Here is a 24622-nt window from a genome sequence, read left to right as displayed (position 1 = left end):
GCCGGCAACCGCGGACTTTGGTCATCCAGTCCCACTCGAATACCCGCATGTTCGAACCGAGCCGAGAGAATTCCACCGACACTCGTCGTGTCCTGAGAACGAGGAACAGCCCCTGTGCTTGAGGGGGCCGCTGTTGCTTCGCCAACACGATAGGCCCGACAGACGCACCCCCCTGTCCTGCCGGCGCACAGCGCTTTGACTGACCGCGCACTGCATCGCCTCGCCGTGAATGTCATGGCAGCGGCCGGAGAAAATCCGTGCACGGTGAGGAAAGCATCAGTGCGCCCAAGGGCAATTGCCGCGCCTCCGACGGTTTTAGCGTGCCGAACAGCGGCCCCGGGAAGCCCCTCGCGGAATCCGGGTTGCCATGCCGGAAGGACCGGCATCCCTCTTCACCACCAGGAGCTTCACATGCCCGATGCCGTCGAGCCGGTTCAGCCGGTGCTGGAACCCGCGGCAGCCGCCTTCGCGGAGGCGACCGCGAACCCGCCGTACCTCTTCGACCTGCGCCCGGCCGAAGGGCGCAAGGCCGTCGACGAGGCGCAGTCCGGCGACATCGAAAAGCCGGCGATCGACGAGGAGTGGATCACCGTGTCGGGCGGTCCCACGGAAAGCGTCCGGGCGCGGATCGTCAGGCCCGTCGGCGCCACCGGCACTCTTCCGGTCGTCATCTACCTCCACGGTGCGGGCTGGGTCTTCGGCAACGCCCACACACACGACCGCCTGGTGCGCGAACTCGCCGTCGGCGCCCGCGCCGCCGTGGTCTTCCCCGAGTACGACCTCTCACCCGAGGCCCGCTACCCGGTCGCCATCGAGCAGAACTTCGCGGTCGCCCAGTGGGTCGTGGCACAGGGCGCCACGAAGGGGCTGGACGCCACCCGCATCGCGGTCGCCGGGGACTCGGTCGGCGGCAACATGACCGCCGCCCTCACCCTGATGGCCAAGCAGCGCGGCGGCATCCCGCTGGTGCAGCAGGTCCTCTTCTATCCGGTCACCGACGCGAGCTTCGACACCGGGTCGTACCACCAGTTCGCCACCGGCTACTTCCTGCGCCGCGACGGTATGCAGTGGTTCTGGGACCAGTACACGACCGACGAGGCCGAGCGCGCTCAGATCACCGCCTCCCCGCTGCGCGCCACCACCGAACAACTGGCCGGTCTGCCGCCGGCCCTGGTCATCACCGCCGAGGCCGACGTGCTGCGCGACGAGGGGGAGGCGTACGCCGGCAAGCTGCGCGCGGCCGGCGTCCCGGTCACCGCGGTCCGCTTCCAGGGCGTCATCCACGACTTCGTGATGCTCAACGCCCTGCGCGAGACCCACGCGGCCGAGGCCGCCATCACGATGGCCGCCGACACCCTGCGCACCGCCCTGCACGCAGCCTGATACCCAAGGAGAAACGGGACATGACCAAATCCGCCCCTACTCCCACCCCCACCGTCGTCCTCGTCCACGGCGCGTTCGCCGACGCGGCCAGCTGGTCCGGGGTCATCGCGGAACTGCAACGTCACGGCATCCCGGTGATCGCCCCGCCGAACCCGCTGCGCGGCCTGGCCGCCGACGCCGCGTACGTTGCCTCCGTGGCCGCCCAGATCGAAGGCCCCGTCATCCTGGTCGGACACTCCTACGGCGGCGCGCTGATCACCGTGGCCGGCCTCACGGAGAACGTCGTCGGACTCGTCTACGTGGCCGCCTACGTCCTCGAGGAGGGCGAGAGCCTCGGCGAGCTGCAGGGCCGCTTCCCCCTCTCCCCACTGGTGAGCAACCTGAAGCAGTGGACGTACCCCGTCGAGGGCGGTGACCCCGCGGTCGAGGTCACCATCACCGCCGACGCGTTCCCGACGGTCTTCGCCGCCGACGTGCCCACCGACGTCACCAAGGTGCTGGCCGTGGCCCAACGCCCGCTGGCCGCCGCGGCGTTCGAGGAGACGGCCACCGCGGCCGCATGGAAGACCAAGCCGTCCTGGGCCCTGGTGGCCGGAGCGGACCAGGCGATCAACCCCGAGGTCCAGCGCTTCGGCGCCAAGCGCGCCGGTGCGACCGTCGTCGAGATCGCAGAGGCGTCACACGCGGTCGCCGTCTCCCAGCCGAAGGAAGTAGCCGACGTGATTCGCGACGCGGTACGGACGACAAGCTGACCATCGTGTTCCCCCGCTGAGCCGCTGGTAGCTCCAGCATGAAGGAGCGGTGCTCCTCGCGTCACGACCTCCGCGAGCAAGGTCGCCTAGCTTCATGAGGCGCGGGGCGCACAATGAGAAAGGGCGGGAATCAGTAAGACTGACTCCCGCCCTCTTCTCTCGGCATCCGCCCTGGTCACACCTCAACGTTGAACGGTGCTAGGCGAGTGCCCCCGGCAGGATTCGAACCTGCGCACACGGCTCCGGAGGCCCCTTGGGCTCCGAGCAAAGCCTCAGGTAGGAGCCTTGCGCATGGCGGATCTGGTGGGCTGAGTCCATGAACAGTCCACAGCCACCGTCTAGGGGATAGGTCCATGCGAGGCGGCAGTCGCGGAGCGGGATAGGTGCCGTGTTCCTCAGCCTCGCCTAGCCGTAGGCCTCCCCAGTGGGAGCGGGAAGTGGAGAGGTACTTTCGACTGGGCGAAGTGTGGGAGGAGCTCAAGACGTCGAAGTAACCCGACCAGCGGTTTTCAATCGCTGAAGCAGCGAGGACATCGCAGCTGCGTTCACTCATGGCCGTTTGGTGTCTAATGATCCGACACTGATGCCCCCTGCTGGTGAGGCGCGGCGCATGCTCGTGATGCTTGTCGCGGCTGTTCGTACCCGCCAGCGATTTGGCAACCATGTACTCGAGGAAGCTCTGCACGACTCCTCTTGACAGCGAACCGAACAGTTATTGCGTGCACGTATGGGGCAAGGTTCGTCGCAAAAATTTGCCAAGCCAGAAGATGTTGAAAAGACCAGGCTTCTAGGAGCGCGACGTTCCGAGTTTAGAAAGTTCACCCACTGGTTCCTCGTGCTAGAGCGCTGACCGAGAAGTGCCGGAAGCTGACGTAAGGCCCTGATGGGGGCGTGCCGGACAGTGGGTGAAGCGTCAGACATGAGGGCTTGGCTGCCGGCGCTTATGACGCAGCGTCATCGTTGTTGGCTCTCCTGAGTGGCTGACCGGTGCCTGTGTCCCACCGCATCTAGCCTGCTACTAAGCGAGCTGGGCCTCTTTGGTCGGTTGCGGCTTGTGCTTTGCGGGACATCAGTCGAAGGCGTGGACAATACTTTCGACAATGGCATGGACTCCGCTCCAGTCGAGATTGCTGCTTTGCTCCCCCTGTTGGGCGGCCTTGATCTTCTTCCGGAAGGCCTTCTGAACCAATCTCTTGTGCTGCTTCGAAAGTGCCCCGTGGTGGCGCTGCACCTTGGGCTCGTAGTTAGACAGGTGGACGGGCGCCAGCGAGCCATCGATGGTCAGAACGTCCTTGCCGAGGTACATTTCCAGCGAACCAGCCACGCCGTTCACGTCTGTCGGTATCGCGGTTGAGGTTGACGGCCCTATGGTGGGATAGCTTGCCAGCAAGGGCAGGTTCGGGTAGTGCAGGACCTGGCACCCGGCTGGCAGCTTGGAATTCTTCAGCTTGGCTAGGGCTACATGTGCGGAGGCGTCGTTGTCAGCGATGGCTACGAAACGGTTGGCGACGCCGGCCGCGATGAACGCTGACACCATAAGGGCGAGGGCGCCTGCGCTTCCCTGTGCGTCTGATCCGGCGTAGTCGATGAAGCGGACGAATTGCACCAGGTGTGGGTGGGTGATCTGCATGGCGTCCGTGAGCAGCCTGGAATCCGAGCTTCCCTCGGTGAGTACGATCAGAGGAGCTTCAGCAGGCAAGGAAGCGAGTTGCCGCATCCGTGTCGCCCCCGCTATGGGCTGAGCTGGGTCCAGGTGCACGCAGCAGCCTGTCAACTCGCTGAGATCCAGTCCAACCACTGTCTCGTCAGGAGCCTGGTCCAAGATCACTCGTATCAGGCTGCGGTCAGCTTCCCCGCGAAGCTCGTCGAGGTCCTGGCAGGTCTCTACGAACTGCTGCTCGTAGCGAAAGAACTCCCCGAGATTGTTGAACTCCTCTATCGGCCGGTGGGGACGGATCGCCCTGCCGATGTTCGCCAACAGATCCGCGGCCTCACGTGGTGTCCGGGTGAGATGCTCCGCGACCCAATTGTCCTCCGCTGACTGCTGCTTCCTGCGCAGATCGTGTTCGCCGTCGTACCTCTCGCGCCACCTCCGGAGACCCTTCTCCAGGTCAGCCTGCGCCCGGCGTGAGGTGAAGCCTTGCACTTCCAGACGCTGCCGCAGGGCGTAGGCAGTGGTGAAGTACCCGAATTTTCCGTCGCCTGATTCTTCACCAGCAACGACGTACTGCCGGTCAGCCTCGTCGAAGAGCGCAGCCAGCTCCGGGTCGTAGCCGCTGCGGGTGTAGAGGAAACGGCAGTCCCCCACCACAAGATACGAGTAGTGCCCCATCCGCCCAGGATCCCATTTCCCGGGCCGCCGGCGCTGGTCAATTCGACGTGGGTGGTAACAACGACGGCAGGCTGCTCACCGAGTGGCGAGGTGATCTTCCGCTCCACCCGGGTACCGGCCAGCCGCTGAGTCTCCACTGCGGCTCCAAGTAGCGTGCTGGTGGGTGCGGATACTGCGTAAGCCGGGGCACGTCGGCTGCGGTGGCAGGACATGCGATCGAGCCATGGTTCACCGACCTGCTTCCTGCCGCCACTCCTCTAGAGGGGCATCCTGTACGATGACCGCCGTCCCAACTTCGGGGCTAGCTACGCCACTTCCAGTCCGCGGACTCGCTGCTGGCGTAGCCCACTGCACCCTCCCCAAGGGGAGGCCGAGTGACGGAGGGCGCATGCCCAAGACCGCATACATCTACGTCCCCAGCCCGTCCCGCGAGAACCTCGAGATCGGGCTCAACCATGGCCTATGGGGATGGCGCCGCAGCACCCTCGACCGCGCCGGCGCCCGCCAGGCAGTCCAGTCCCTGAAAGAAGGCGACTTCCTCGTTCTGGGACACCGGGGGCCCAATAGCCGGGTAGCTCCGGGCGGATGGATCAACGCGACTCTGCAGCGTGTCATTGTGACCCAGGTCAGCCGGCCCTACTTCTCCAACAGCGCTCCCGTCTGGCCGGACGACGACTACCCCGAGCGCATCGGCATCGACATCCTCGAAGAAGAAGAGAACGTGCACGGCGCCGCCCTCGGTTCCGAGGCCATGGAAGCGCTGCGCCTGTCAGCCAACAAGCAGGGTGCCGCGGTTCTCCAGCCCGGTGTCGCAGCCGTCGCCCAGCTCGCTGATGCGCTCTCGCCTGCTCCTGACCTTCCGGGCGACAAGACCGTGGACCACGAGGGTGCTGACAGCGCCGTCGCCCAGGTGCTCGTTCGCCGGGAGCAGGCCAAGCTCCGCAAGAACCTGCTCGCCGGTGCCACCGAGGCGGCCTGCGCTTTGTGCGGCCGTGTCCTACCTGCCCGGTTCATCCGGGCCGCGCACATCAAGCGGCGCAGCGCGGCCAGCCGCCAGGAGCGGTTGATGATGGCCAATATCATGCCCGCCTGCCTCATCGGGTGTGACGAGCTCTTCGAGCACGGCTACGTGTACGTCACCGATAACGGCACCATCGCCGTCAGCCCGAAGAGCAACATCACCCCTGACCTAGCTGTCGCGGCGAAGGCTCTCGAAGGCCGCGCCGTTGCCGACCACGGCCCCCACCGCACACCCTTCTACGCCTGGCACCGCACCCACATCGCCAACTGAGCGAGCGAAGACAGTCTGACCAGCAGGCAGACCAATCAGGGTGGGTGGCTCACTTTGACAAGCGAGCCACCCACCTGGCCAGCGCGATGTCACATATGGGCTTAAGCGTGACCGACTGCCTCCCTGCAGGGTTGGCAGTTCGCCGTCCGGCCCTGCCCCTTCCGGTATCAAATGGGTGATTGTGTTATGACCAGCAGTAACGCCAACTAACCAGGCCTCGATGGGTGGGGTCTGGCAGTAAAGTTTGTAGCCCCTTGCCGAGCTGGGCGGTAGATGCGGGTGAGCTTGCCGATCGAGCCGAGGTCGGCTAGGGGCTCCCGCCAGGCGAAGCTCTTGCGGTATGGCTATGCGTTGTCGGTCAGGAGCCGCTCGATGCGGGCGATGCCGCAGGTGGTGAAGAAGGGCCGCGGCCCGGCGGAGGAAGGCGGCGCAGGTCGCGGCCTTCTCGTCCGGGTGGATCTCGCTGTAGGCCAGGCGGCTGTGGTCGTCGAAGGCGGAATGAACGTAATCGAAGCCCACGCTGCTTCGCCGGGCCCGGCCGGCTTGTCGGCCCAGGGCTTTGTGGCCGCCGCCGTCGGGGATACTGCCGAGCTTCTTGACGTCGACGTGAACCAGTTCGCCTGAAAGGCAGCCCATGATGACCCCTGAAGCGGCCACTCATCTGTAGATCGCAGGCACGCGTTAATCGCCTTACAGTCGACTCGCCTGAGGGACTCCGGAGGTCCTTTCTCGACGGCAAGAAAGACCGGATCGGAAGCTGTGTCGCCCCCATGACTTCTTGGTCGGGTCCACGAATGATGCACAGGCTGAAGCTGAAGAATCTGTGCCACTCCGCAATCCAGTTCGCGGGCCTCTAATAGCATCGGACCGGCGGAGATGCTCATGGCGAGGAATGTTGCTCTGACTGCATGCGCTTTCTGCTATCTGCTGGGTGCGGGGTGTCTCTCCGCCATCAGTTCTTGGGCAGAAGAGTGGTGAACCGTATGGGCTCGGCAAGTGTGAGCCGGGCGCCTTCTTCGTCCGCACTGCGGGCGGCAAGAGTGGCCTCCGCCAGCCTGGACGGAAGGGCTTCGCTGAATTTAAGGCCTCGTAGGGCGTACCCATCGACCTCAGGCAGGCTTAGGCCCTCCTTCGCGTCCACAACGGCGCTCGCCCAGTCCTCCGCGGTGAGGTCGTCCCGCAGCCTGATCCACTGGGCGTTGACCCGGCGGTGAGGTGAGACGGCCATGGGCAGTGTGGCGGCCAGGGTGGCGTTTGCACGGTGACCGGCCCAGGTCCACCAGCGGACGTCGCCGTCAGGGCGGCGAGCGATGACGGTGCCTCCGGGATGCACCGTGTCCAGGTGCACCTGACGGGCCTGGGCGAGGCGTGCGGTGGCTCGCCCAGTGAGGCGTACGGGCGGGTCCTGACCGAGGAGTACGTTGCGTGCGGCGCGGGTCAGCTCGAAGGAGAGGATCCGCTCGGCGCCGCCGTTCCACCGGACCCGCCCGCCCTCGTCGGCCGGGGTGACGAAGCAGCGGCGCCGACTGAAGTCGATATGGGTGACCTGCCAGCTTCGTCCGGCCAGCAGGAGCCTGCGGGGACCTTGGACCTCCTCGGTGAGCAGGTCGGGGTCGGTGCGGCCGATCTCGTTGCGGCCGTTGAGGACGGTGAACTCGGGCGGGGCAGTGAAGACTGCCGTCAGGTTCATGAAATGGCGGCGCCCGTAGCGGTGTTCGGCCTGCGGGCCGATAAACAGAAGGCCCGAGTCCTGGTCGAGGTAGCCGTGTTCCACCAGATGCCGGACGACGGGTGCGGCTCCAGGGCCGAAGGGGCCGATACCGCCCCACCACTGTTGCCACAGATTCTCGCCGACCTGGTGTTCCTGCAGGCACAGGGCCAACAGTTGCTGAGCGACGAGATGACGGGGCTCGGGAGGCGGGGTGACGGGTTCCACCCAGTTGCGCGACCACTGCAGCAGCAGGGCCGCCGAGGCGAGGAGCCCTGCGTCGTCCAGGGCGAGGAAGAGGCAGTTGCGGCTGGTACCGGTGCGGCGTCCGGTGCGGCCCAGTCGCTGGAGGAAGGCGGCGACGGTGCGGGGGGCGTCGAGCTGGATGACCCGGTCCAGGTCGCCCACGTCGATGCCGAGTTCCAGCGTGCTGGTCGAGACGATCACACAGTCCCGTGCCTCGGCGAACGCCGCTTCGGCCCGACTGCGTTCGTCCACGGACAGTGAGGCGTGCGAGAGGAAGGTTGTGACGCCGCGCAGGCGCAGCTGCTCCCCCAGCTCCTCGACGGTGCGCCTGCTCTCGCAGAAGACGAGGCGTTTCTCGCCGCGGTGGAGAGCGGCGATGATGGTGGCGGCATTGGCGACGGAGCCGACGTAGTCGAGTTCGATCTCTCCGGCTGGCAGTGTCGTTTTTGCCGGGGGATGCAGCGGCCGTGTGTCCGGGGCGATGACGCGGCCGGGACGCTGCCCGTGTCCGGAACCCTGGAGCCAGCCCAGGAGCTCGGTGGGGTTTCCGATAGTCGCGGACAACCCGATGCGCTGGAGGGGATGGCCCGCGATGCGCGCCAGGCGTTCGAGGACGGCCAGCAGGTGCCAGCCGCGGTCGTCGCCGGCGAAGGCGTGGACCTCGTCGATGACGACCGAGTGCAGGCCGCTGAAGAAGGAGCGGTGGTCGACGTGGGTGCTGACCAGCATGGATTCCAGGGACTCGGGTGTGGTCAGCAGGATGTCGGGGCGTTCGACGAGCAGTCGGCGGCGGCGCGAGGTGGTGACGTCGCCGTGCCATAGGCCCGTGCTGCGGCCCAGCCAGCCCGCGTACGTCTCCAGGCGCGGACGCAGGTTGTTGAGGAGCGCCTTCAGCGGGCACACGTACAGCACGCTGGTGCCCTTCCAGCCACGCTGGTTCATCCGGGTCAGCAGGGGGAAAACGGCCGCTTCGGTCTTGCCGCCCGCGGTCGGGGCCAGCAGTACGGCGTCCTCGCCCGCGAGGAGCGGAGCGACGGCCTCGGTCTGCAGGGGGCGCAGGGTGTGCCAGCAGAGGGTGTTGACGATGTGGTGTCCGAGGACGGGGTCGAGCAGGTCGAAGGTGTCCGGCGCGCGCCTCCCCCAGCCTTCGGCCGCGGGGACACCCATCTCGTTTCGCTCGCCTCCCCCGTCCGATGCCCGGTCGCTCACGGCAGGTCCAGGGGGATGTCCGCCGCGCTGCTCGCCGCGTTGCGCTCGGTGTCGCTGAGTTCGGCCGTGTGCAGGGTCAGGGAGTAGTGCCTGCGGGGGGCGAAGTCCTCGAACTCGTCGATGCGGTCCAGGACGTCGGCGACGAGCTTGCGCAGATACAGACGTGGTGCGATGCCGACCTTGCCGCCGAGCGCGCCGGTGACGGCGCGGGCCAGCTCGTCGAGGTAGGCGTCGTCCGCGCGCTCGGTCAGCCGCTGCGGGTGGCGGGCGTCGGCCGTGTAGATGTCGCGGACCTTGCGCCCCAGTTCGCCGAGAGAGGCGAGGTCGAAGCCCGGCAGGCGCAGCTGCACCGCCCGCGGGGAGTCGAAGCGCGGGTCGGTGGTGAAGTCGGTGGCCAGGCGCTGGGCGAGGGGCGCGAGACGCTGTACGCCCTGCTGCCCGTCGTAGAACGCGGGGGTGCCGGTGACGACGAGGAACAGGCCCGGGAAGCGTCCGGTGTCGATCTCGTCGAGGAGCTGGCGCAGCGCGTTGAGGGACTTCTCCCGCACGTCGCCACGCACCCGCTGCAGGGTCTCCACCTCGTCCAGGACGAGCAGGAGCCCGGGGTGCCCGCAGTCCCGCAGCACGGTGAGCAGGCCCTGGAGGAAGCCGAGGGCGGCAAAGTGGTCGAGGTCGCCGCGGATTCCGGCGGCGCGCTTGGCGGCGACGGCCACCGACTTCTGCCCGCCCAGCCAGGCGATCAGGGCTTCGGCGAGGGCGCCGTCACCGGCCGCGACGGCCCGCCGGTACCCGCGCAGGGCCGCCGAGAAGGCGGGGGTGGTGCGGGCGACGGAGGCCAGCCGCTGTTCCAGGAGGACGTCAACGGCGGCGGCCAGCGGCTCCTCGTCGTCGTCCGCCACCTCGCCCGAGGCCAGCGCCTCCTCTTCGAGGGCGTAGAACCAGGAGTCGACGACGGCGCGCAGGGCGGACGGCTGGTGGGTGGCGGTGGTGAGCCTTTCGGTGAGTCTCCGGTACACGGTCTCCAGCCGGTGCAACGGGGTCTCGGTCTCCGAGATCTGGACCTCGCTGACGGCGAGTCCGCGCCGTTTGGCCCGCTCGGCAAGCCAGCGGGCGAAGAAGGTCTTGCCGGAGCCGTACTCGCCGCGCAGGGCGTGGAAGGCGGCACCGCCACGGGCGACGGTGGCCAGGTCGTCGTCGAGTGCGCTCTCGAAGCGCTCCAAACCGACGGCGAACAGGCCGAGCCCCGCCTGCGGAACGGTGCCGCGCCGCAGCGCGTCGACGACGTCGCGGCGGCGCGCGGCGCTGATGTCGGAGGCGGGGTGGGTCATGCGCTGCCTTCCGGGGACAGGAACTGCTGGCTGAGCAGGGCGCGGTCGAGCTGCACGGTGCGGCCGGACTCGACGAGCTGGAGCACGGGATAGCCGTCGATGTTGAGCAGCCGTTCCAGCATCGTGGCGAAGCGCGCGGGGTTGCGCTGCGACTTGCCGGTGGCGGCCTGGGCCGCCGCGGCGACCGCTCCTGGCGACAGCTTCCCGCCGGCCGCGTCCAGGGCGTCGAGCGCCGCCTCGACGGCCCTTTCGGTGGGCGCGGCGCGGACGAACTCCCGCTGTGTCCGGTAGGGGGCGCTGCGCACGGTCCGCTGTCCGAGGGTGAGCCGGCCGGGGGCCGTGGTACGGCGGGCGGGCTCGGCCTCCGGCGCGTCGGAACCGGCGGGCGGCTGCTCGGCTTCCTGGAGTACCACCTCGGTCGCTGGCGCGGTGTCGGACTCCTTCCACCACGTCGGCTCGGCCGACTCGGGCGGCAGCAGCACCCAGCCCGACGGTACGGCGCCTCCGGACGGCACCAGCGTGATCACCGGGACGGTCACCTCGGCGAGTGAGACGCCGCCGTGATAGCCGGCCTGCCGCGCGGTGTAGCGCAGGTCGTCACGCCAGGCGGCGGTGATGCGCCGGCCGTCGGTCAGCACCCGTGGTCCGGACAGGACGATCTCCCCGTCGCCGGGGGCGCCGGTGCGCCAGCGGGCGCCGCGCACCCCGGGGACCTCGGCGGGCGGGTGTCCGCGCTCGGTGCGGTCGACGATGTGGCCGTGGTCGGAGACGAGGACGACCGGGCGACCGTAGTCGCGGGCGGCGTTGAGCAGGTCGGGCAGTTTGCCGATGTCGGTCAGGCCCCAGCGCCCGCTGGTGCCCTCCCGGCCATCGGCCAGGGCGTCGTCGATGGTGTTGACGACGACGGCGACGATGTCGTCGGAGGCGAGCGCCTGGACGAGTTCGGGGGCGAGCCGGTGGCCGGGCGGGCCCTCGTATCCCCCCTTGTGGAAGAGGTGCGCGCCGCGGTGCCGCTTGCGCCAGAAGGCGGCGAAGGCGGCGCGCTCGGCGGCCTGGCCCCCCTCGGAGGGCCGGCCGCTCAGCAGCGAGGCCCGGCTGACGCGGGTGACCGAGGGCAGCATGGACACCGCTGCCTGCCGAACCGGCACGGCGCCCTTCGCGGTGACGGGCACGATCTCCGTCCATGCCCTGCCGTCCAGTTCCCCCGCGATCCGGACGGCGACGTCGGCGCTCATCCCGTCCAGGACGAGGACCAGCGGACGGCCGCCGCCCTGTGCGAGCGGGGCCGCCGTCTTCGCGAGGACGTCCTCGATGAGCAGCGCACCGCCGTTCGCCTGCTGGCAGGCGGTCTCGGACCAGGAGGCGAGGAGACCGGCGAAGCGGGCGTCGAGTGCCGAGCGACGCTCCCGTGCTGCTCCTATCAGCCGCCGGTACGCCTCGCCGACGGCGGCGTCACGGGAGGCGTCTCCCTCCGCGAGGACCCCGATAGCCAGGTCGGCCCAGCCCGAGGACGCCAGGTGTTCCCGCACGGCCTGGCCGACGGTCGCGGGAGACGGGGGATCGGTGGCGAGCCAGCGCATCAGGCGTACGGCGGTACGGGCGGTCTCCGTGGACTCGGCGTACAGCGCGGCGAGCTGGTGGGCCTCAAGGTCGCGCAGGGCGGACTCGGCGAGTGCGGTCGCGCCCTCGCCCCGGCTGCCGAGGCAGGCGGCCAGGGCCCGCAGCCGCCCCAGGTAGCCCGAGGGGAGCAGCCGGTCACCGCGGACCAGATCGGTCAGGCGGGCGTCGGCGGCGAGCCGGTCGGCGCGTTCGAGAACGGCCAGGACCCGGGAGCGGGCGGTGTCGGCCGGTGCGGTGGGGCCCTCCGCCTGGGCGATCCAGCGGGTGAGGACGCCCGTGGCGGCGTCGGCGAAGGGCCGCAAGGTCTCGAAGGAGGCGAGGGTCGGCCCGAACAGGGTGCCCAGGGCGAAGCCCGCGGCCTCCGCCGACCGTGAGGACAGGGCGGCCGAGGCGAGCACCCCCAGCGGCAGCGCGTCACTGCCCCGGCCCTCGGCGGCGAGCGTGAGCAGCGTGGGAGCGGCGGGCCCGACGGTCCGCGCCAGCCAGATCTCCAAGCCGCGCTGCTCCTCCTGGGGAAGGCCCGTGTAGAGCGCGGGCCCGGCCGGAGTGCGGGTCCAGGCGAACAGCGCGTCGGCGTCGAGGTCCAGCGTGTCGGACGCGGGGTCGCCGAGCCCGAGGCGGGCACCGAGCAGGGCGCGTACGGCCCGGTCACGGGTGAGGACAACACCGACCCGGGGCCAGCCATCGAGGGGCTCGGCCTGGAGCAGCGCGTCGAGCAGCCAGTGCTCGCCCAGCATCCGCCGGTCCAGGTCGGTGGCGCCGAAGAGCTGGGCGACGATCTCGGCGCGGTCGACGGGCAGGGGATGCCTGCGGACCGCGTGGGCCCGCAGGTCCAGGCTCAGCTGGTCGGGCGGGACGGTGCCGGTGATGACGAGGACGCTGTCGTCTTCCCCCTCGCCCGCGAGGTGGCGGTGCCACACATCGGTGACGCCGAGCGCGGAGTGCTGGTCGGTGACGACGACGCGGCGCCGCCCGTCGCCGACCTCGACGGTGAACTCGGTGTCCTTCTCCTCGGGGTCCCACACGGCGTCGACCAGGACAAGCCAGCGGTCGGGCGCGTGCTTCAGCTCGGTCCGGAGCAGCACCTCGATGGCGCGCCGGCCAGCGACGGGCCGGGTGGCCGTCACCGGCTCTCACCGTCCGGTTCGGCACGCCAAGAGATCTCCACCGGGGTGTCCGGGTGCAGGGCGCGGAACGCCTCGATTTCCTCGCGTACGGCGGTGAGATCGGCGTGGAGCGCCGCGGTACCGGGCGCGATGACCCGGCGGGCGGCCCGCGGCGGGCGGGGCGCGTCGGTGCCGCTCCCGGTGTCCTCGGGCGCCCAGTCCAGCGGCTGCTGTTCGCCCCCCACGGTCCCCGCGGGGTCCGAGGAGACCGGCGGCGCGCCGTGCTCGGACAGGGTGACCTGCCCGGCGTCCGTCACCGGGTCCGGCCCGGCAGAGAGGCCGGCCGGGGTGTCGACGGGGGTAGGCCGCTCCAGCCGGAGGGCGGCGTCCAGCAGGGCGTGCCCGGTCTCGCGGATCTCGCCGAGCACGGGGATCAGGGACCGCCGGAGTTCGGGAGTGCGCGCGGCCTCGCCGATCCGGTCCAGGAGGCGCTGCGCACGGTCGCCGATGCTGTCGTCGCGGCCGGTGAGCGCGTGCACGCTCGACAGCAGCCGCCAGTCGGTGCCGTCGAGGGCCGTCAGCACGTCGGCGGCGCTGTCCATCGCGTGGGATAGCTCCCGCGCGGGCGTCTCGTACGAGACGGAGGCCAGCTCGCGCACCAGCCCGGTGGCGTCGTCGGTGTGACGCACCAGGCGGGCCAGCAGGGCGGCGGCCTCCCGCAGGATCCGGCTGCGCTCGGCAGTGCCCTCCCCGTCGAGGCCGAGCAGGGTGGCGTGCCGCTTCAGCACGGTGCGCACGTCGCCGACGCTCTTCTCGTACGCGGTCGCCTTGGCCAGGACGTCGGCGGCGAGCCGGTTGACGTTCCGGGCGAACAGGCCGGGCTTGGACGTGACGCCGAACAGGCGTCCGGCACGGTCCCGGGCGGTGGCGTACTCGTCCTCGGTGGGCAGCTGCTGGGCGCGCAGCTTCCAGCCGAGGCCGATCTCGGGCAGCGGGGGAGGCGTGGTCTCGGTGCCGGAGTACAGCACCCAGGACCGGTCGTCGAACAGGGCGTAGGCGGCGATGAGCAGGCTGGACACGTGCTTGTCGAGGCCGCGCAGGCCGAGGTCGTCCCTGATCCAGTTGCGGATGTCCTCGACGGCGAGTTCTCCGTGCTCGCCGTGCGCGGCGGCGGCCTGGTTGATCCGGGTGCGCAGCGGAGCGCCGTTCACGACGAGCGGGCCGTCGTGGACGGTGCCCAGCTCGAGGGCCTCGACGATGCGCTTGACGGTCCGCAGGTCCTTCGGGTCGACCTCGACCCGGCCGCCCTCGTCCATGGCCCGGGTGAGCCACTTCAGGGCCGTGGTGAGTTCGGCCGGGGTGACCGCCCGGGGCGTGCTGCCCGGGCCGGGGCCGAAGTCGGGGTGCTTGTCGTACAGGGCCGAGAACATTCCGTCGGCGAGCTGTGCCACCGCCTGGTCGAACGGCTTGCTGCCCTCCGGCTGCGGGCGCGGGAACTCGGGCTGGAGGGAGAGCACGTGCCGCCCGTCGGGCACCTCGGCGCCCCGCGTGCCCTCCTTCGCCTCGGCGAGCCCATATACCTCGCGCAGCGACTCGACCAGGGTGCGGGTGAGGTTGTCCTTGGCGTGCTCCAGGCTGCGGCGTGCCTTGAGACGGTCGTCCGGCGGGAAGTTGCGGGTGTAGTCGGACAGCCGGTCGCGTTCCAGGAGGAAGTTGATCCGCATCAGACGGCCCAGCTGGGCCTTGCGCTGCTCCGAGAAGTGGTCGCACAGCCAGACCAGCACGGGCGCGCCGGGATGCGAGGCGGCCAGGGCGGTGACGCGACGGTGGGCGTGGTCCGGGGAGCTGCCGGGCTGCTCGTCGAAGGGGCAGTCGAGGATGATCCGCAGGTTGCCCGGGGTGGCCGGCTCGAAGGCCTCGTCCGAGACGCTGCGCGGCTTGCGGACCTCACCGAACACGAACTCCACCGTGCGCTCGGAGCCCCGCCACACGATCTTCTTCTCGTCGAAGAGCTGCCCCTGCCGGCCGGTGAGGCCCAGCTCCTCCCACAGCCGCTCGCGCAGCCAGGTGCGCCGTGCACCTGCGTTGTCCTCGCCGACGACGGCGTCGAGGATCGGCTCGACGTCCAGGTCGGAGAGGTGCAGGGAGAAGACGGGGTCGTCCGTGCCCTCGGAGCGCAGCTCACTCGGGAACTCGCCCTGCAGAGCCTGCATCCGCTCGATGACCTTGTTCTGCACGGGCACGGCCCGGGAGCGCAGCGAGCCGTGGTTGAGGGCGGCGAGCCGTCCGGCGGTCAGGCGGCGCAGCGCGGGCACGTCGGGCGCGAGGGCGGCGAGCAGCAGGGTCTTGACGTAGCGCTCGTCGGCGAGGAAATCGGGGTGGTCGGCACTGCCGTACTTGTCCAGCAGGAAGCGGCGGGCCTTGGCGTGGAAGCGGCGGGTGGTCTCCGACTCCTGCTGGAGCTTCGCGGTGAACGCGGTGCTGGTGGTGTCGACGAGGACGTCCCACAGGTCGCCGAGCGGGATCAGCCGGCCGATCTCGGCGTCGGCGTTCCGCTCCAGCAGCTGCTGGACCAGCTTCAGCCCGGTGCGTTCGCGCTGGAGCGCCCCGGACAGGGCCACGAGCACGTTCAGCAGGGCGGGGGAGAGCGGGTAGACGGCCCGGAAGTCCTCCCAGTCGGCACCGGTGGCGCCCTCCCCGTCGAGGAGCACGTCCTTGACTGGCTGACCCGCCTTGTCGATCGCGGCGAACGACGCCTCCAGCACCCGCTCCTCTCCCGGGAGCGGCTTGAGAACCCGCTCCTTGATGATCTCGGGGAGGTTGCGGTCCTCCAGGTCGATGACGGTGACGCGTTCCTTCAGGTACTCCAGCGCCGCCTGGAGGTTCTCCACGTCCGAGCCGAGGATGTCGGAGCCCATGAGCTGGGACAGGTCGCGCTGGCGGGAGATGAACGAGATGATCGGCACCGGCCGGTCGGGGTTGCTGGACTCGATCAGCTTGCTGAGCTTCTGGATCTCGTCGTTGATGAACGTCCGGTCGGACATCCGGGCCTGCAGCCACAGCACTAGCTCGTCCAGGAACAGCACCACACCGTCGTAGCCGAGCAGCCGGGCGTGCTTGCTCATCTCGCTGAGCCCGTCGTCCAGCGTCACATACGCGGCCGCGTCACCGCTGACCGTCTCCGCGTAGTGCTTGTTCGGCCCGTTGAACAGGGCCGTCAGCAGCTGGTCGCGCTCCGGGTCGCCGGCGGGCGCGCGGAAAGCGGCGTCGAGAGCCGCACTCGTCCAGCCGGTGGCGGGGACGGCACCGATGGGCTTGAGCTCCCCGTCCTCGTCGTCCTCGTCGTCCGCCCCGGCGGCCTGCGGGGCGACGGGCGCGGGCAGCAGCCCGATGAACGCCTCGTCGCCGATCTTCGCGCGCAGCTCACGCGCGTCCGCGAGCAGCGAGTCCGCCCGGAAGACCAGGGGCGTGGGCGCATCCGGCTGCTCGCGGCGCACCGCCCTCACATAGCCGCCGAGCAGCGCCGACTCCAGGCTGGCGGCGCCCACCAGGTGGTAGGGCACCATCAGGAACTTCTTGCCGGGCAGCCAGTCGGCGTGCTCGGCGACCACCTCGCGCAGCCGCCGCTTGTTCTCGACGGCCGGATCGCCGTTGAGCACGGCGTGCAGCACGGTGAGGAAGTGGCTCTTACCGGCGCCGAAGGAGCCGTGCAGGTAGGCGGCGTGAGAGGCGTTCTTGCGCAGGCAGCTGCCGACGAGCTTCAGAGCCTTGCGGAACTCGCCCTGGAGCTGCTCGGTGACCACGTAGTCGTCGATCGACCCGGCCGCCTGGTCCGTGAACCCCTCGGACAGGGCGACCTTGAAGTCCCCGGAGTGGAGATCCTCCCTGATGTCGAGGACATCCCTCAGTACGACCCCGCTGCCTCTGGCCATCTGCCGCTTCCGCTCCCCACAGCCTGCTCACGCCCGGCTGTCGCGGCCGGGCCTTCGGCGGGCACCGGCCCGCGCACACCACGGCTGTCTATCCTGCCAGGGCCACGGGGGCCGGTGGGACGGCCCGGAAGATCGGCCTCAGGACGAGGCCGGTGGACCGTCCGCGCGCAGCTCCGCCCAGACGGTCTTACCCGGAGCGCCTGTGCGGGGCGTCACACCCCAGGTCTCAGCCAGCGCGCCGACGATCAGCAGACCCCGGCCCGCCTCTTCGTCCTCCCCGGCCGCCCGCGCGGCTGACCGAAGACGTGCCACGCCCGAGGAGGCGGGGACACGGCGTCCACGCCCCCTCAGGCGACGCCGGAGCCGGTCGGCGCTACTTGCCCGCCCGGCCCCGCTTCTTCTCAGGGCGCCAGGCAGCGAGGTCGTCCATCGAGAGCTGGCGGCCGTACAGGCCGGCGACGAGCGCGCTGTTGAAGTCCTCGGCGGGGTTGCCCTCCCACTCCTCGTCGTACTCGTCGTGCCATTGCTTGACCCACGGCATGACCTCCGCGAGTCCGGCGAGGAGCGGCACGAAACGGGGGTCCTCCTTGCGCCAGCCGTCGACGTTCAGACGGTCGTTGAGGAGATTGACGAGGGCCTCGGCCTGGTGACGGTGGTTCCAGCCGGCCCAGCCGATGAGAAGGGAGGGGTCGTTGTCGGGGGAGGCGTCGGGATAGGAGATGAAGCGCTCCTTGGGGACGTCCAGCTTGCCCCGGTTTGACCAATAGCTGTGCTTGAGGAAGTCGGCGGACGTGTACTTCGGCGGGACCTTGATGTCACGCCGCTTGCCGTCCTCGTCCTCCTTGCGCTGCTCCTCCCAGACCTTCTCCCACTGGGCACGCTTGCGCAGGCCGGACTCCTTGTAGCGGAGCGCGGCGAGGTACGGGACGTGCTCGGGCTCGACGACGGCGGCCAGAACGGTGGACAGCGGCACGTCCTGCTTGTCGAGGTGACGGAGGGCGTAGAGCTTGGCGACGTCCTGTACGTCCTTGTCGTGGCGGAGGGCGTCGGCGAGTTGGAAGATCGTGAGCGGGCGAGGCGAGTCGATCCCATCGCGCTCCTCGAACCACAGCTCCTCGCGCTCCATGGCATCCAGCAGCCAGGACCGCAGGGCGGCGGCCTCTCTGTCCTTCCAGCGCTTGGGGGACCAGCGGCGCTTGTACTCGGGCCGCTCGATGAGGCGGATGTCCTTGTTGTCGGCGATGAGATCGAGGCGCGCCTGAACGATCCGGCGGTAGGGCTCGGGCCACTCGGCAGGGATCTCGGTGACCGGAGTGGACTCGTGCCGCTCGAACCATGCGGTATCGGCACCGCTGCGGGCGAGCGCAATCTCGAATGCCCGCTGACCAAGCCGGAGTTGAGGTACGTCTGCGTCGGTGAGGTCGGCGGGATCACCGGCAAGCGTGGTGCGCGCGACTTCGGCGGACGTGAGCAACCCGTACAGCCCGTACACCGTCCAGTCCAACTCCTCCTGGAGCAGGATCATCCGCGCCCTGATCCGGTCCTGCTCGGCCTCAGCGGCGTCCAGGGCTTCGCGGGTGGGGGTGCCGGAGGCGGTGAGGGCTGTGGGCTCTTGTGCAGCCAGTTCTTGGGCGAGGATGTCGAGGTGGCGGGCGAGAGAGAGCGGGAGGTCGGTAGGAAGCGGGAACTGCTGAAGCTTGGTGCCGGTGAACTCGTAGAAACGCTCCCATTCCTGCGACTTGAAGCCTTCGTTGACTCCCTGGCTTCCCTTGTCGTGGCTGACTTGCTTCAGCCAGAAGCAAGCCACTGAAGAGTTCAACACTCCTAGCAGCTTCAAATGCTGCTCTTCGCTGGCCCCCTCCGGCAGCTTGATCACCGGCGCGGAACGGTTGAACACCTTCCCACCCCGGTCTAGCACGAAGTGGTTGTGCGTGGCGACGAACGCGAACGCGATCGACAACGGCGTCCGAAGCTTGGTCGGGTACAGCTCTTGCCACTCGTACCAGGCCATGCCGCGTTCCAGCATGGGAACGCCGAATCGCTTGCGCGAGGAGATAGAGGTTCGGTATGGCTCCAGTACGCGCTGCGAAGTACCGATTTTCTCCCACGGAAGTGTCTTGAACGCTTTGTCGTATACCCACAGCGCATGGAACTCCGGGCTGAGCGCGAAGTCACGGATGACATCACCAGTGACCAACCGGTACGTCGCGGCGACGCCCAGTCGCGCAGCCGCGCCGTTACGCGGCATGAGGTAGAGGTCGTCCTCTCCGGTGACAGACGTGATGCCGATCGATGTGGCGACATTGCCCAGCCTTTGCACAGCGGCAGCCTCAACCGCCGTCATAAGCGGGCCCGCTCCACCACCACTAAGCGACCATGGATGCTCAGCAAACCTCTGCCGCTCCACATCCTCCACGCTCACCCACTCTTCGGGCCCCACCCCCGGCTTCCGCCACTGCGAAACGATCGCCTGCCACACCTTTCCCTGAGCTGGATTTTTCGGTTGGCCCGGCTCCCCCCGGACCCCCAGCACCGCCCGAATAGGCAGTGCCTGCTGCGGCCCCTGATTCCGTCCCACCAGAATGACGGTCGGCGTGCCGTGCCCCGGAATGAACGCCCCCGACGTGTCCAGCACATGGGTCAGCTCAACACCCGGAAAGTCGCGTCGACGCCGCGTTTGCGGGTCCTTGTACGGCCCCCCGTGGAAGAACGACTCGATCAGTGTCGCCCCGAACTCCCGCTTCATGAACGAGTTCGCCGTGATCTGCCCTGTGAAGCCGCCGTCCCGACGGTCACCGCCCGCCCGGACCGCCAGCTCGAAGACCCGCTGCGCGAACGGCACCGACAGCGCGTACTTCCCGGAGCACGCCCAGTAGATCTTGCGGTAGTTCTCGTTCTCCGCCTTGTCCTTGACCGTGATGTAAGGCGGATTCGCGACGACCACGTGATACGAGCCGCGCCCGAGCAGGTCCGCCTCCTTGGCTTGCTGCGTCACATCCTCCGTGCGGTACGTGAACGTCTCGCCCCGCTCGACGTCGTCGAACGTCGGGTCGGTCTCGCGGCCGGCGTCCCGCCCGTGCAGCAGGGAGTCACCCACGGCGATGCGGATCGGCATGGACGGAGCCGCCGACAAGCGGTCGACCCGACACTCCTTGAGCATTTCGACGAGCATCCGGAAGCGGGCGATGGACACGGCAAAGGGATTCTTGTCGACGCCGTGGACGGCCTCCAGGGCGCGGCGCACCAGCGTCCAGTTCTCCGCGCCGGGCCCCGCGGCCTTGCGCCAGGCAGCGAGGATCCGGCGGAAGAGGCCGAGGAGGAAGTGGCCGGAGCCGCAGGCGGGGTCGATGCAGCGCAGACCGCGGACGACGGTGGTGAGGTCCCCGTTCTCGTCGATCTCCTCGGACGTCTCACCCCGCCAGCCCTCGGGGACGTACTTCCACACCGGGTCCAGGCCGAACTCCTCCAGGGCCGGGTTCAGGGTGAGGTCGAGGATGAAGTTCCTGACGAACGGAGGAGTCTGGAGCAAGGCGTAAGTCTTGCGGGCGTGCTCGGACAGGTACTGGTAGAGGTCCCCGAGGAACTCCGTGTCGAGATCCGGGTCCGTGAAGTCGTAGCGGATCCGGCCGTCGGGGCCGCGCTCGCGCCAGAAGGAGAGCAAACGGGAGGCGGCGCCGTAGGAAGGGTCGAGTTCCCACAGGGGGTTGTGCGCCGGGTCGAAGAGGCTCTCAGCGATATCGTGCTCACGGCCGAGCGCGTGGAAGGACTCCTTGAGCCAGTCGCGGTCGTTCAGCTCGGGGTGCTCCCGGAAGAACGCGTCGTGGTTGTCCTGCGCCTCTGCGAGCCGCTCTCCGGGCCCGGAGAGGCGGGCGTCGGGGACGAGGCCGTTGTCCTCGCAGAAGCGGACGAAGACGCAGGCGAGCACCCAGGCGGCGGCGATCTGCACCACCCGCTCCTCCAGCCACGTCTCGTACGGGACGGAGGTGCGGGCTACCGTCGGGGAAGCGGCACGCTCGTACTCGGCCTTCAGCGCCGCGGCCTGCTCACTGTCGCCGTGGGCACGCTCACGCAGGTCCTCCTCCAGGAGGGCGACCTGCTTCTGGAGGTCCCTGAGCAGCGCGTCGTGATCCAGCGGCGCAGCGGCCGGCGTGTCCGTCGCTTCGGCGGTCGTACGGGCATCCTGGGAGGGCACCGGGGTCGTTCCTTCGCTTCGTGGTCGCGGCGCGTGCTCTCGCGCCGGTCGATCCATCCTGCCAGGCCGGACGGCACGGCGGACCCACCGGGACCCAACGGGGACCCAGCGGGACCTACCGCTTGGCGAGCGGAATCCCCCCGAGACGGCCCAGGCCGAAGGCAAGGCGGTAGATGTCGGGCAGGTCGAGGTGCGAGTACTCGTCGAGCTCCTCTTTGCTGCTCTTCGGCCGGTGACGCAGGACACCCAGGCCGATCAGCTCCTGGACGAGGCGCGGCAGGTCGTCGGGGTGCCGCGGGCCGGTGCGGACCAGCTCGGGGCGGTCGGCCTGGGCGTAGCGGGCCGTCTCCTCGCGGAGTTGCTGCGGAAGGTCGCGGCTCTCCCAGATCCTGATGATCTCCCTCCGGGTAATGGGGACCTGGCAGCCCTTGAGGGGCGCTATGGCCAGCTCCACCCACGGAGTGTCCTCGACGATCTGGACGACGCGCACCTTGGACGCCTCGCGGACACCGTCCCGGAGGGCGTCGTGGTGGAGCGCACGGGTGTGCGAGGGGTGGGAGGCCCGTGTCGTGTCGGCGGCCACGCTGAGGGCCTTGAGGAAGGTGCGCGGGCTGATCCTGCCGTTGCTGTCCATCAGATGGTTGGGCAGCCAGGCGTAGGGGCGGCCCTGGCGGACGTTCGTGCCCATGTACGGGCCGGCGATCCGCTCGAACAGCGGCTGCTGGGCCTTCTCCTCGTTGCGCAGGTCGGGCGGGGCCGTGTATCGGACGGGCGCGCCGGGGGCCGGGGGCTGCCAGCCGCCGGTGAAGCGGCGGAACCGCTCGGCCGCCTCGTCGTCCTCGTTTCCCAGGTGGTGGAAGAGCAGCCCGTACAGGTCGGTGCGCGTCCACTCCAGGTGGGCCGCGTTCCCGGACAGCTTTGACGCGTCGGGGAAGAGCTGCTTGGCCGCGTCGAACATGTCGGGCCGCAGGAACACCTTCAGTCGGATGTTGCGCGTGCCGAACCGCATCCGCATCGCCAGGCGGAGCAGCTCGGCGATCATCCGGTTGCGGGTGTCCCAGTCGGTGTGCAGATGCTCCAGGCCGTCGAAGACCAGCAGATGCACCACGTCCTCGACGGCAGCCTCCGCGTCCGTCCGCGCGAGGGTGGCCTCGGCGGACTGGGCGTTGGTCCGTACCCAGACCACACGCTCGGCCCAGTCCGCCGTCGCCCGCAGCTCGGGCTGTCCCAGGGCGGTGAGCAGGACGGCTTGCCAGATCTCCTCCGGGAGCGCGCCGCCGACGAGCAGCGAGGGCAGGGCGAGCGGGCCCGGATAGTCGGGCACGATGTCCATGCCGTAGCCGGGCGCGACCCGCAGCCGGTTCAGCCGGTTGATGCGGTATTCGAGGGCTGCCGCCGCGCGCAGGTCGGCGTCGAGCAGGGAGCGCGCCCAGAACGTCTTGCCGACCCCGCGGTCGCCCTGCACCACCGTGCTGTCCACGTACAGCGCGGCACGGTGCGCGTCCGGCATGTACAGGGTGTGCGGTTTCGGGGGCCGGGTGTCCGCGTCCACGGTGTCCTCCAGCGCGCGCGACAGCAGGTCGCGGTACTCGCCGGGGGTCAGCGGCTCGGTCATGTGCGGTCGTCCTCGGACTCGGCGTCGGCATCCCCGGCCGGGCCCGCCATGATCAGCGGGACGGCCGTGGTCAGGAAGTCACGGTACGCGGCCTCGACGAAGGCACGCTCCTGCCAGTCCGGGGAGTTGGGCACGTTCATCCCGATCAGGCCCGGCTCGAACAGGATCGGGATCGGGGAGTGGGGCGCGGCCTCGTCATCCAGGTCCCAGGAGCCCTGCGGGGCACCGGCGACCTCGTCGGGTGCGAGCGAGTCGTAGAGGACGCTGAACGTTGCATGGGCGTTCCGGCGGAAGGACTCGAGATGGGTGTCCTTCGAGTAGTGCACCGAGTCCGGGACCATCGACGCCACCATCCGCAGCTTCTCCCGGATCGCCGGGGCCTGACCGGAGGCCGCCCACGCCTCGAACAGGTCCCGGTAGCCCGACCACGTCTGGTCGTTGTCCGCGCCGAACAGCAGCGCGTAGTCGCACAGATGGGAGATGGTCACGGCCGCCACGTCGTGGATGCCCGCCCGGCTGTCGAGCAGCACCACGTCGGGCAGGCGCCCGCTGTCGCTCCGTTCCACCGCCTGCTCGCAGGCCCGGACCGTGGCGGCCAGGCGCTCGGCGAACCGGGCGCCCTCCGTGTCGGCGTACACCCGGTTGAGCTTGTCGACGTAGGCGTTGGGGACGCCCTCGGTGCCCGCGCCGCGCGCCGGGGCGATCCACAGCTCGCCCTGGTTGCGCGGGTTGTACCCGGAGCGGGTGACGATCTCCAGGCCGTCCGCGTTGCCGAGCGCCGACTCCACCATGTGGTCCACCACGCCGTGGGTGCACAGGGTGCCGTCCCCGAGCAGGAGCGGACCCACACCGGGCGACTCCAGGTCGAGGTCGATGACCAGCACGATCAGCCCCTCGTCGGCGAGCCGTCGGGCGAGCACCGATGCCGCCGTCGTGCGGCCCACGCCGCCCTTGAACCCGTACAGCGCCGTACGGCGGGGGCGGGGTGCCCCGCTGTCGTCCGTGGCGGAGGGAGTGGTGACATGGGACCACTCCTCTCCGACGACCGTGTTGTCGAGGAGCCGGACCGCGCCCGCCGTGCCGGTGGCCGGCACGACCTCCAGGGTGCGCGGCGAGGCTGTCAGCGTCTTCGGCAGACGCGTGACCGATGTCAGTACGAGTGGACGGTCCCCGCTGTAGCGGCCCAGCCGGGCAGTGAACGACTCCCGCCAGCGCTCGGCCTGTTCGTCGCCCGCACCGTCACCCCGGTCGGCGTCGTCCACGACCAAGGAGAACCTGCCGAGCACATCCCTTACAAGGAGGACGTCGAAGCCTTCCGCGGCGATCTCGCGGGCGAAGGCATCGGCGGCCGGGCGCGCCTTGTCGAAGCGGATCGGTGCGTCGTAGAGGTTCATGGCAGCTTTCCGGTCATTTCCACGTGCAGATGCAGATCGTGGGCGAGTGTCGCCGCCTCCTGGCGACGGGTCAGGAGAGCGGCGTCGAGGTGGGTACCGTCGGTGTAGCGGTCGTCGACGAGCCACTTCTCGAAGTCCGCGGAGACCCTGGTCAGGACCTGGGTGAGAGCGGGGCCGGTGCGTCCGTCGAGCAGCAAGGGGAGGGCCTGCCGCATCTGGTTGATGTGGCCCAGAGCCTTGCGCTTCTTGTTCGGGTTCTCGGCACCGGGGTCGTCCCACCACAGCCGGTCGCTCTCGGAGCCCCCGCTGTTCCGCATGGACACCCCGTGTGACCCGGCGAACCGCTTCAGCAGCGCCTTCATCAGACACTCCACCGCGAGCCCGAACAAATGGTCCGCGTTCAACAGCCGCCCGTCGCCATGCAGATAGGAGGCGTCTTCGTAATGCCGTTCCCCTGCGCAGGCGTAATCCGTCGTTCCCTTGATGTCCTCGTCGTCCCCCACGACGCAGATCA

At 69.5% G+C, this 24622-nt stretch carries 12 protein-coding genes and 1 pseudogene; 3 read left to right on the top strand and 10 right to left on the bottom strand.

Features of this window, described 5'->3' with window-relative positions:
• The first annotated feature begins 411 nt into the window (after positions 1 to 411).
• Complete coding sequence (locus ACSUPV_RS12930; RefSeq protein ID WP_436947517.1) at positions 412 to 1383, top strand: alpha/beta hydrolase; 972 nt, start codon at positions 412 to 414, stop codon at positions 1381 to 1383.
• A gap of 20 nt (positions 1384 to 1403) precedes the next feature.
• On the top strand, positions 1404 to 2135 hold the full coding sequence (locus ACSUPV_RS12925; RefSeq protein WP_037765401.1) for an alpha/beta fold hydrolase: 732 nt from the start codon (positions 1404 to 1406) through the stop codon (positions 2133 to 2135).
• Positions 2136 to 3204: 1069 nt separating this feature from the next.
• Here the strand turns inward: ACSUPV_RS12925 and ACSUPV_RS12920 are convergent.
• Positions 3205 to 4467, bottom strand: coding sequence for a HEPN/Toprim-associated domain-containing protein (locus ACSUPV_RS12920; protein ID WP_436947516.1), 1263 nt, complete (start codon positions 4465 to 4467; stop codon positions 3205 to 3207).
• A 388-nt stretch (positions 4468 to 4855) separates the two neighbouring features.
• Between ACSUPV_RS12920 and ACSUPV_RS12915 the strand changes: the two genes are divergently transcribed.
• Positions 4856 to 5758, top strand: a complete 903-nt coding sequence (locus ACSUPV_RS12915; RefSeq protein ID WP_436947515.1) for a hypothetical protein — start codon at positions 4856 to 4858, stop codon at positions 5756 to 5758.
• A 350-nt stretch (positions 5759 to 6108) separates the two neighbouring features.
• Here ACSUPV_RS12915 and ACSUPV_RS12910 read toward each other — a convergent pair.
• The 9 genes and pseudogenes from ACSUPV_RS12910 to ACSUPV_RS12870 form a co-directional block, all read right to left on the bottom strand.
• Positions 6109 to 6379, bottom strand: a pseudogene (locus tag ACSUPV_RS12910) (IS481 family transposase); the annotation flags it as partial.
• Between the two features lie 331 nt (positions 6380 to 6710).
• The gene (locus ACSUPV_RS12905) at positions 6711 to 8879 is read right to left on the bottom strand and encodes a DEAD/DEAH box helicase (protein ID WP_436947514.1); all 2169 of its coding nucleotides are present in this window, start codon (positions 8877 to 8879) and stop codon (positions 6711 to 6713) included.
• 38 nt (positions 8880 to 8917) lie between these two features.
• Positions 8918 to 10249: a BREX system ATP-binding protein BrxD gene (gene brxD, locus ACSUPV_RS12900; protein ID WP_436947513.1), complete on the bottom strand. Its 1332-nt coding sequence runs from the start codon at positions 10247 to 10249 to the stop codon at positions 8918 to 8920.
• Complete coding sequence (gene pglZ, locus ACSUPV_RS12895) at positions 10246 to 12996, bottom strand: BREX-2 system phosphatase PglZ (protein ID WP_436947512.1); 2751 nt, start codon at positions 12994 to 12996, stop codon at positions 10246 to 10248. The genes brxD and pglZ overlap by 4 nt, the downstream gene beginning before the upstream one ends.
• Entirely contained in the window at positions 12993 to 16907 is a 3915-nt protein-coding gene (locus ACSUPV_RS12890) for a hypothetical protein (RefSeq protein ID WP_436947511.1), read from the bottom strand. The genes pglZ and ACSUPV_RS12890 overlap by 4 nt, the downstream gene beginning before the upstream one ends.
• Before the next feature lie 373 nt (positions 16908 to 17280).
• Positions 17281 to 21156, bottom strand: a complete 3876-nt coding sequence (gene pglX, locus ACSUPV_RS12885) for a BREX-2 system adenine-specific DNA-methyltransferase PglX (RefSeq protein ID WP_436947510.1) — start codon at positions 21154 to 21156, stop codon at positions 17281 to 17283.
• 58 nt (positions 21157 to 21214) lie between these two features.
• Positions 21215 to 22714 carry a hypothetical protein gene (locus ACSUPV_RS12880; RefSeq protein WP_436947509.1) on the bottom strand — a complete coding sequence of 500 codons (1500 nt, stop codon included), beginning with the start codon at positions 22712 to 22714 and terminating at the stop codon, positions 21215 to 21217.
• Positions 22711 to 24108: a KGGVGR-motif variant AAA ATPase gene (locus ACSUPV_RS12875; protein WP_436947508.1), complete on the bottom strand. Its 1398-nt coding sequence runs from the start codon at positions 24106 to 24108 to the stop codon at positions 22711 to 22713. Before ACSUPV_RS12875 ends, ACSUPV_RS12880 begins: the two co-directional genes overlap by 4 nt.
• Positions 24105 to 24611 (bottom strand): hypothetical protein, encoded by a 507-nt coding sequence (locus ACSUPV_RS12870; protein WP_436947507.1) that lies wholly within the window; start codon positions 24609 to 24611, stop codon positions 24105 to 24107. Before ACSUPV_RS12870 ends, ACSUPV_RS12875 begins: the two co-directional genes overlap by 4 nt.
• Positions 24612 to 24622: the final 11 nt, after the last annotated feature.

This window comes from Streptomyces sp. SudanB52_2052 (assembly GCF_964272415.1).
In the GTDB taxonomy this organism is placed as follows: domain Bacteria; phylum Actinomycetota; class Actinomycetes; order Streptomycetales; family Streptomycetaceae; genus Streptomyces; species Streptomyces olindensis.
The sequence above is the reverse complement of the archived record's forward strand: the minus strand, read 5'-3'. Positions and strand labels throughout refer to the sequence as shown.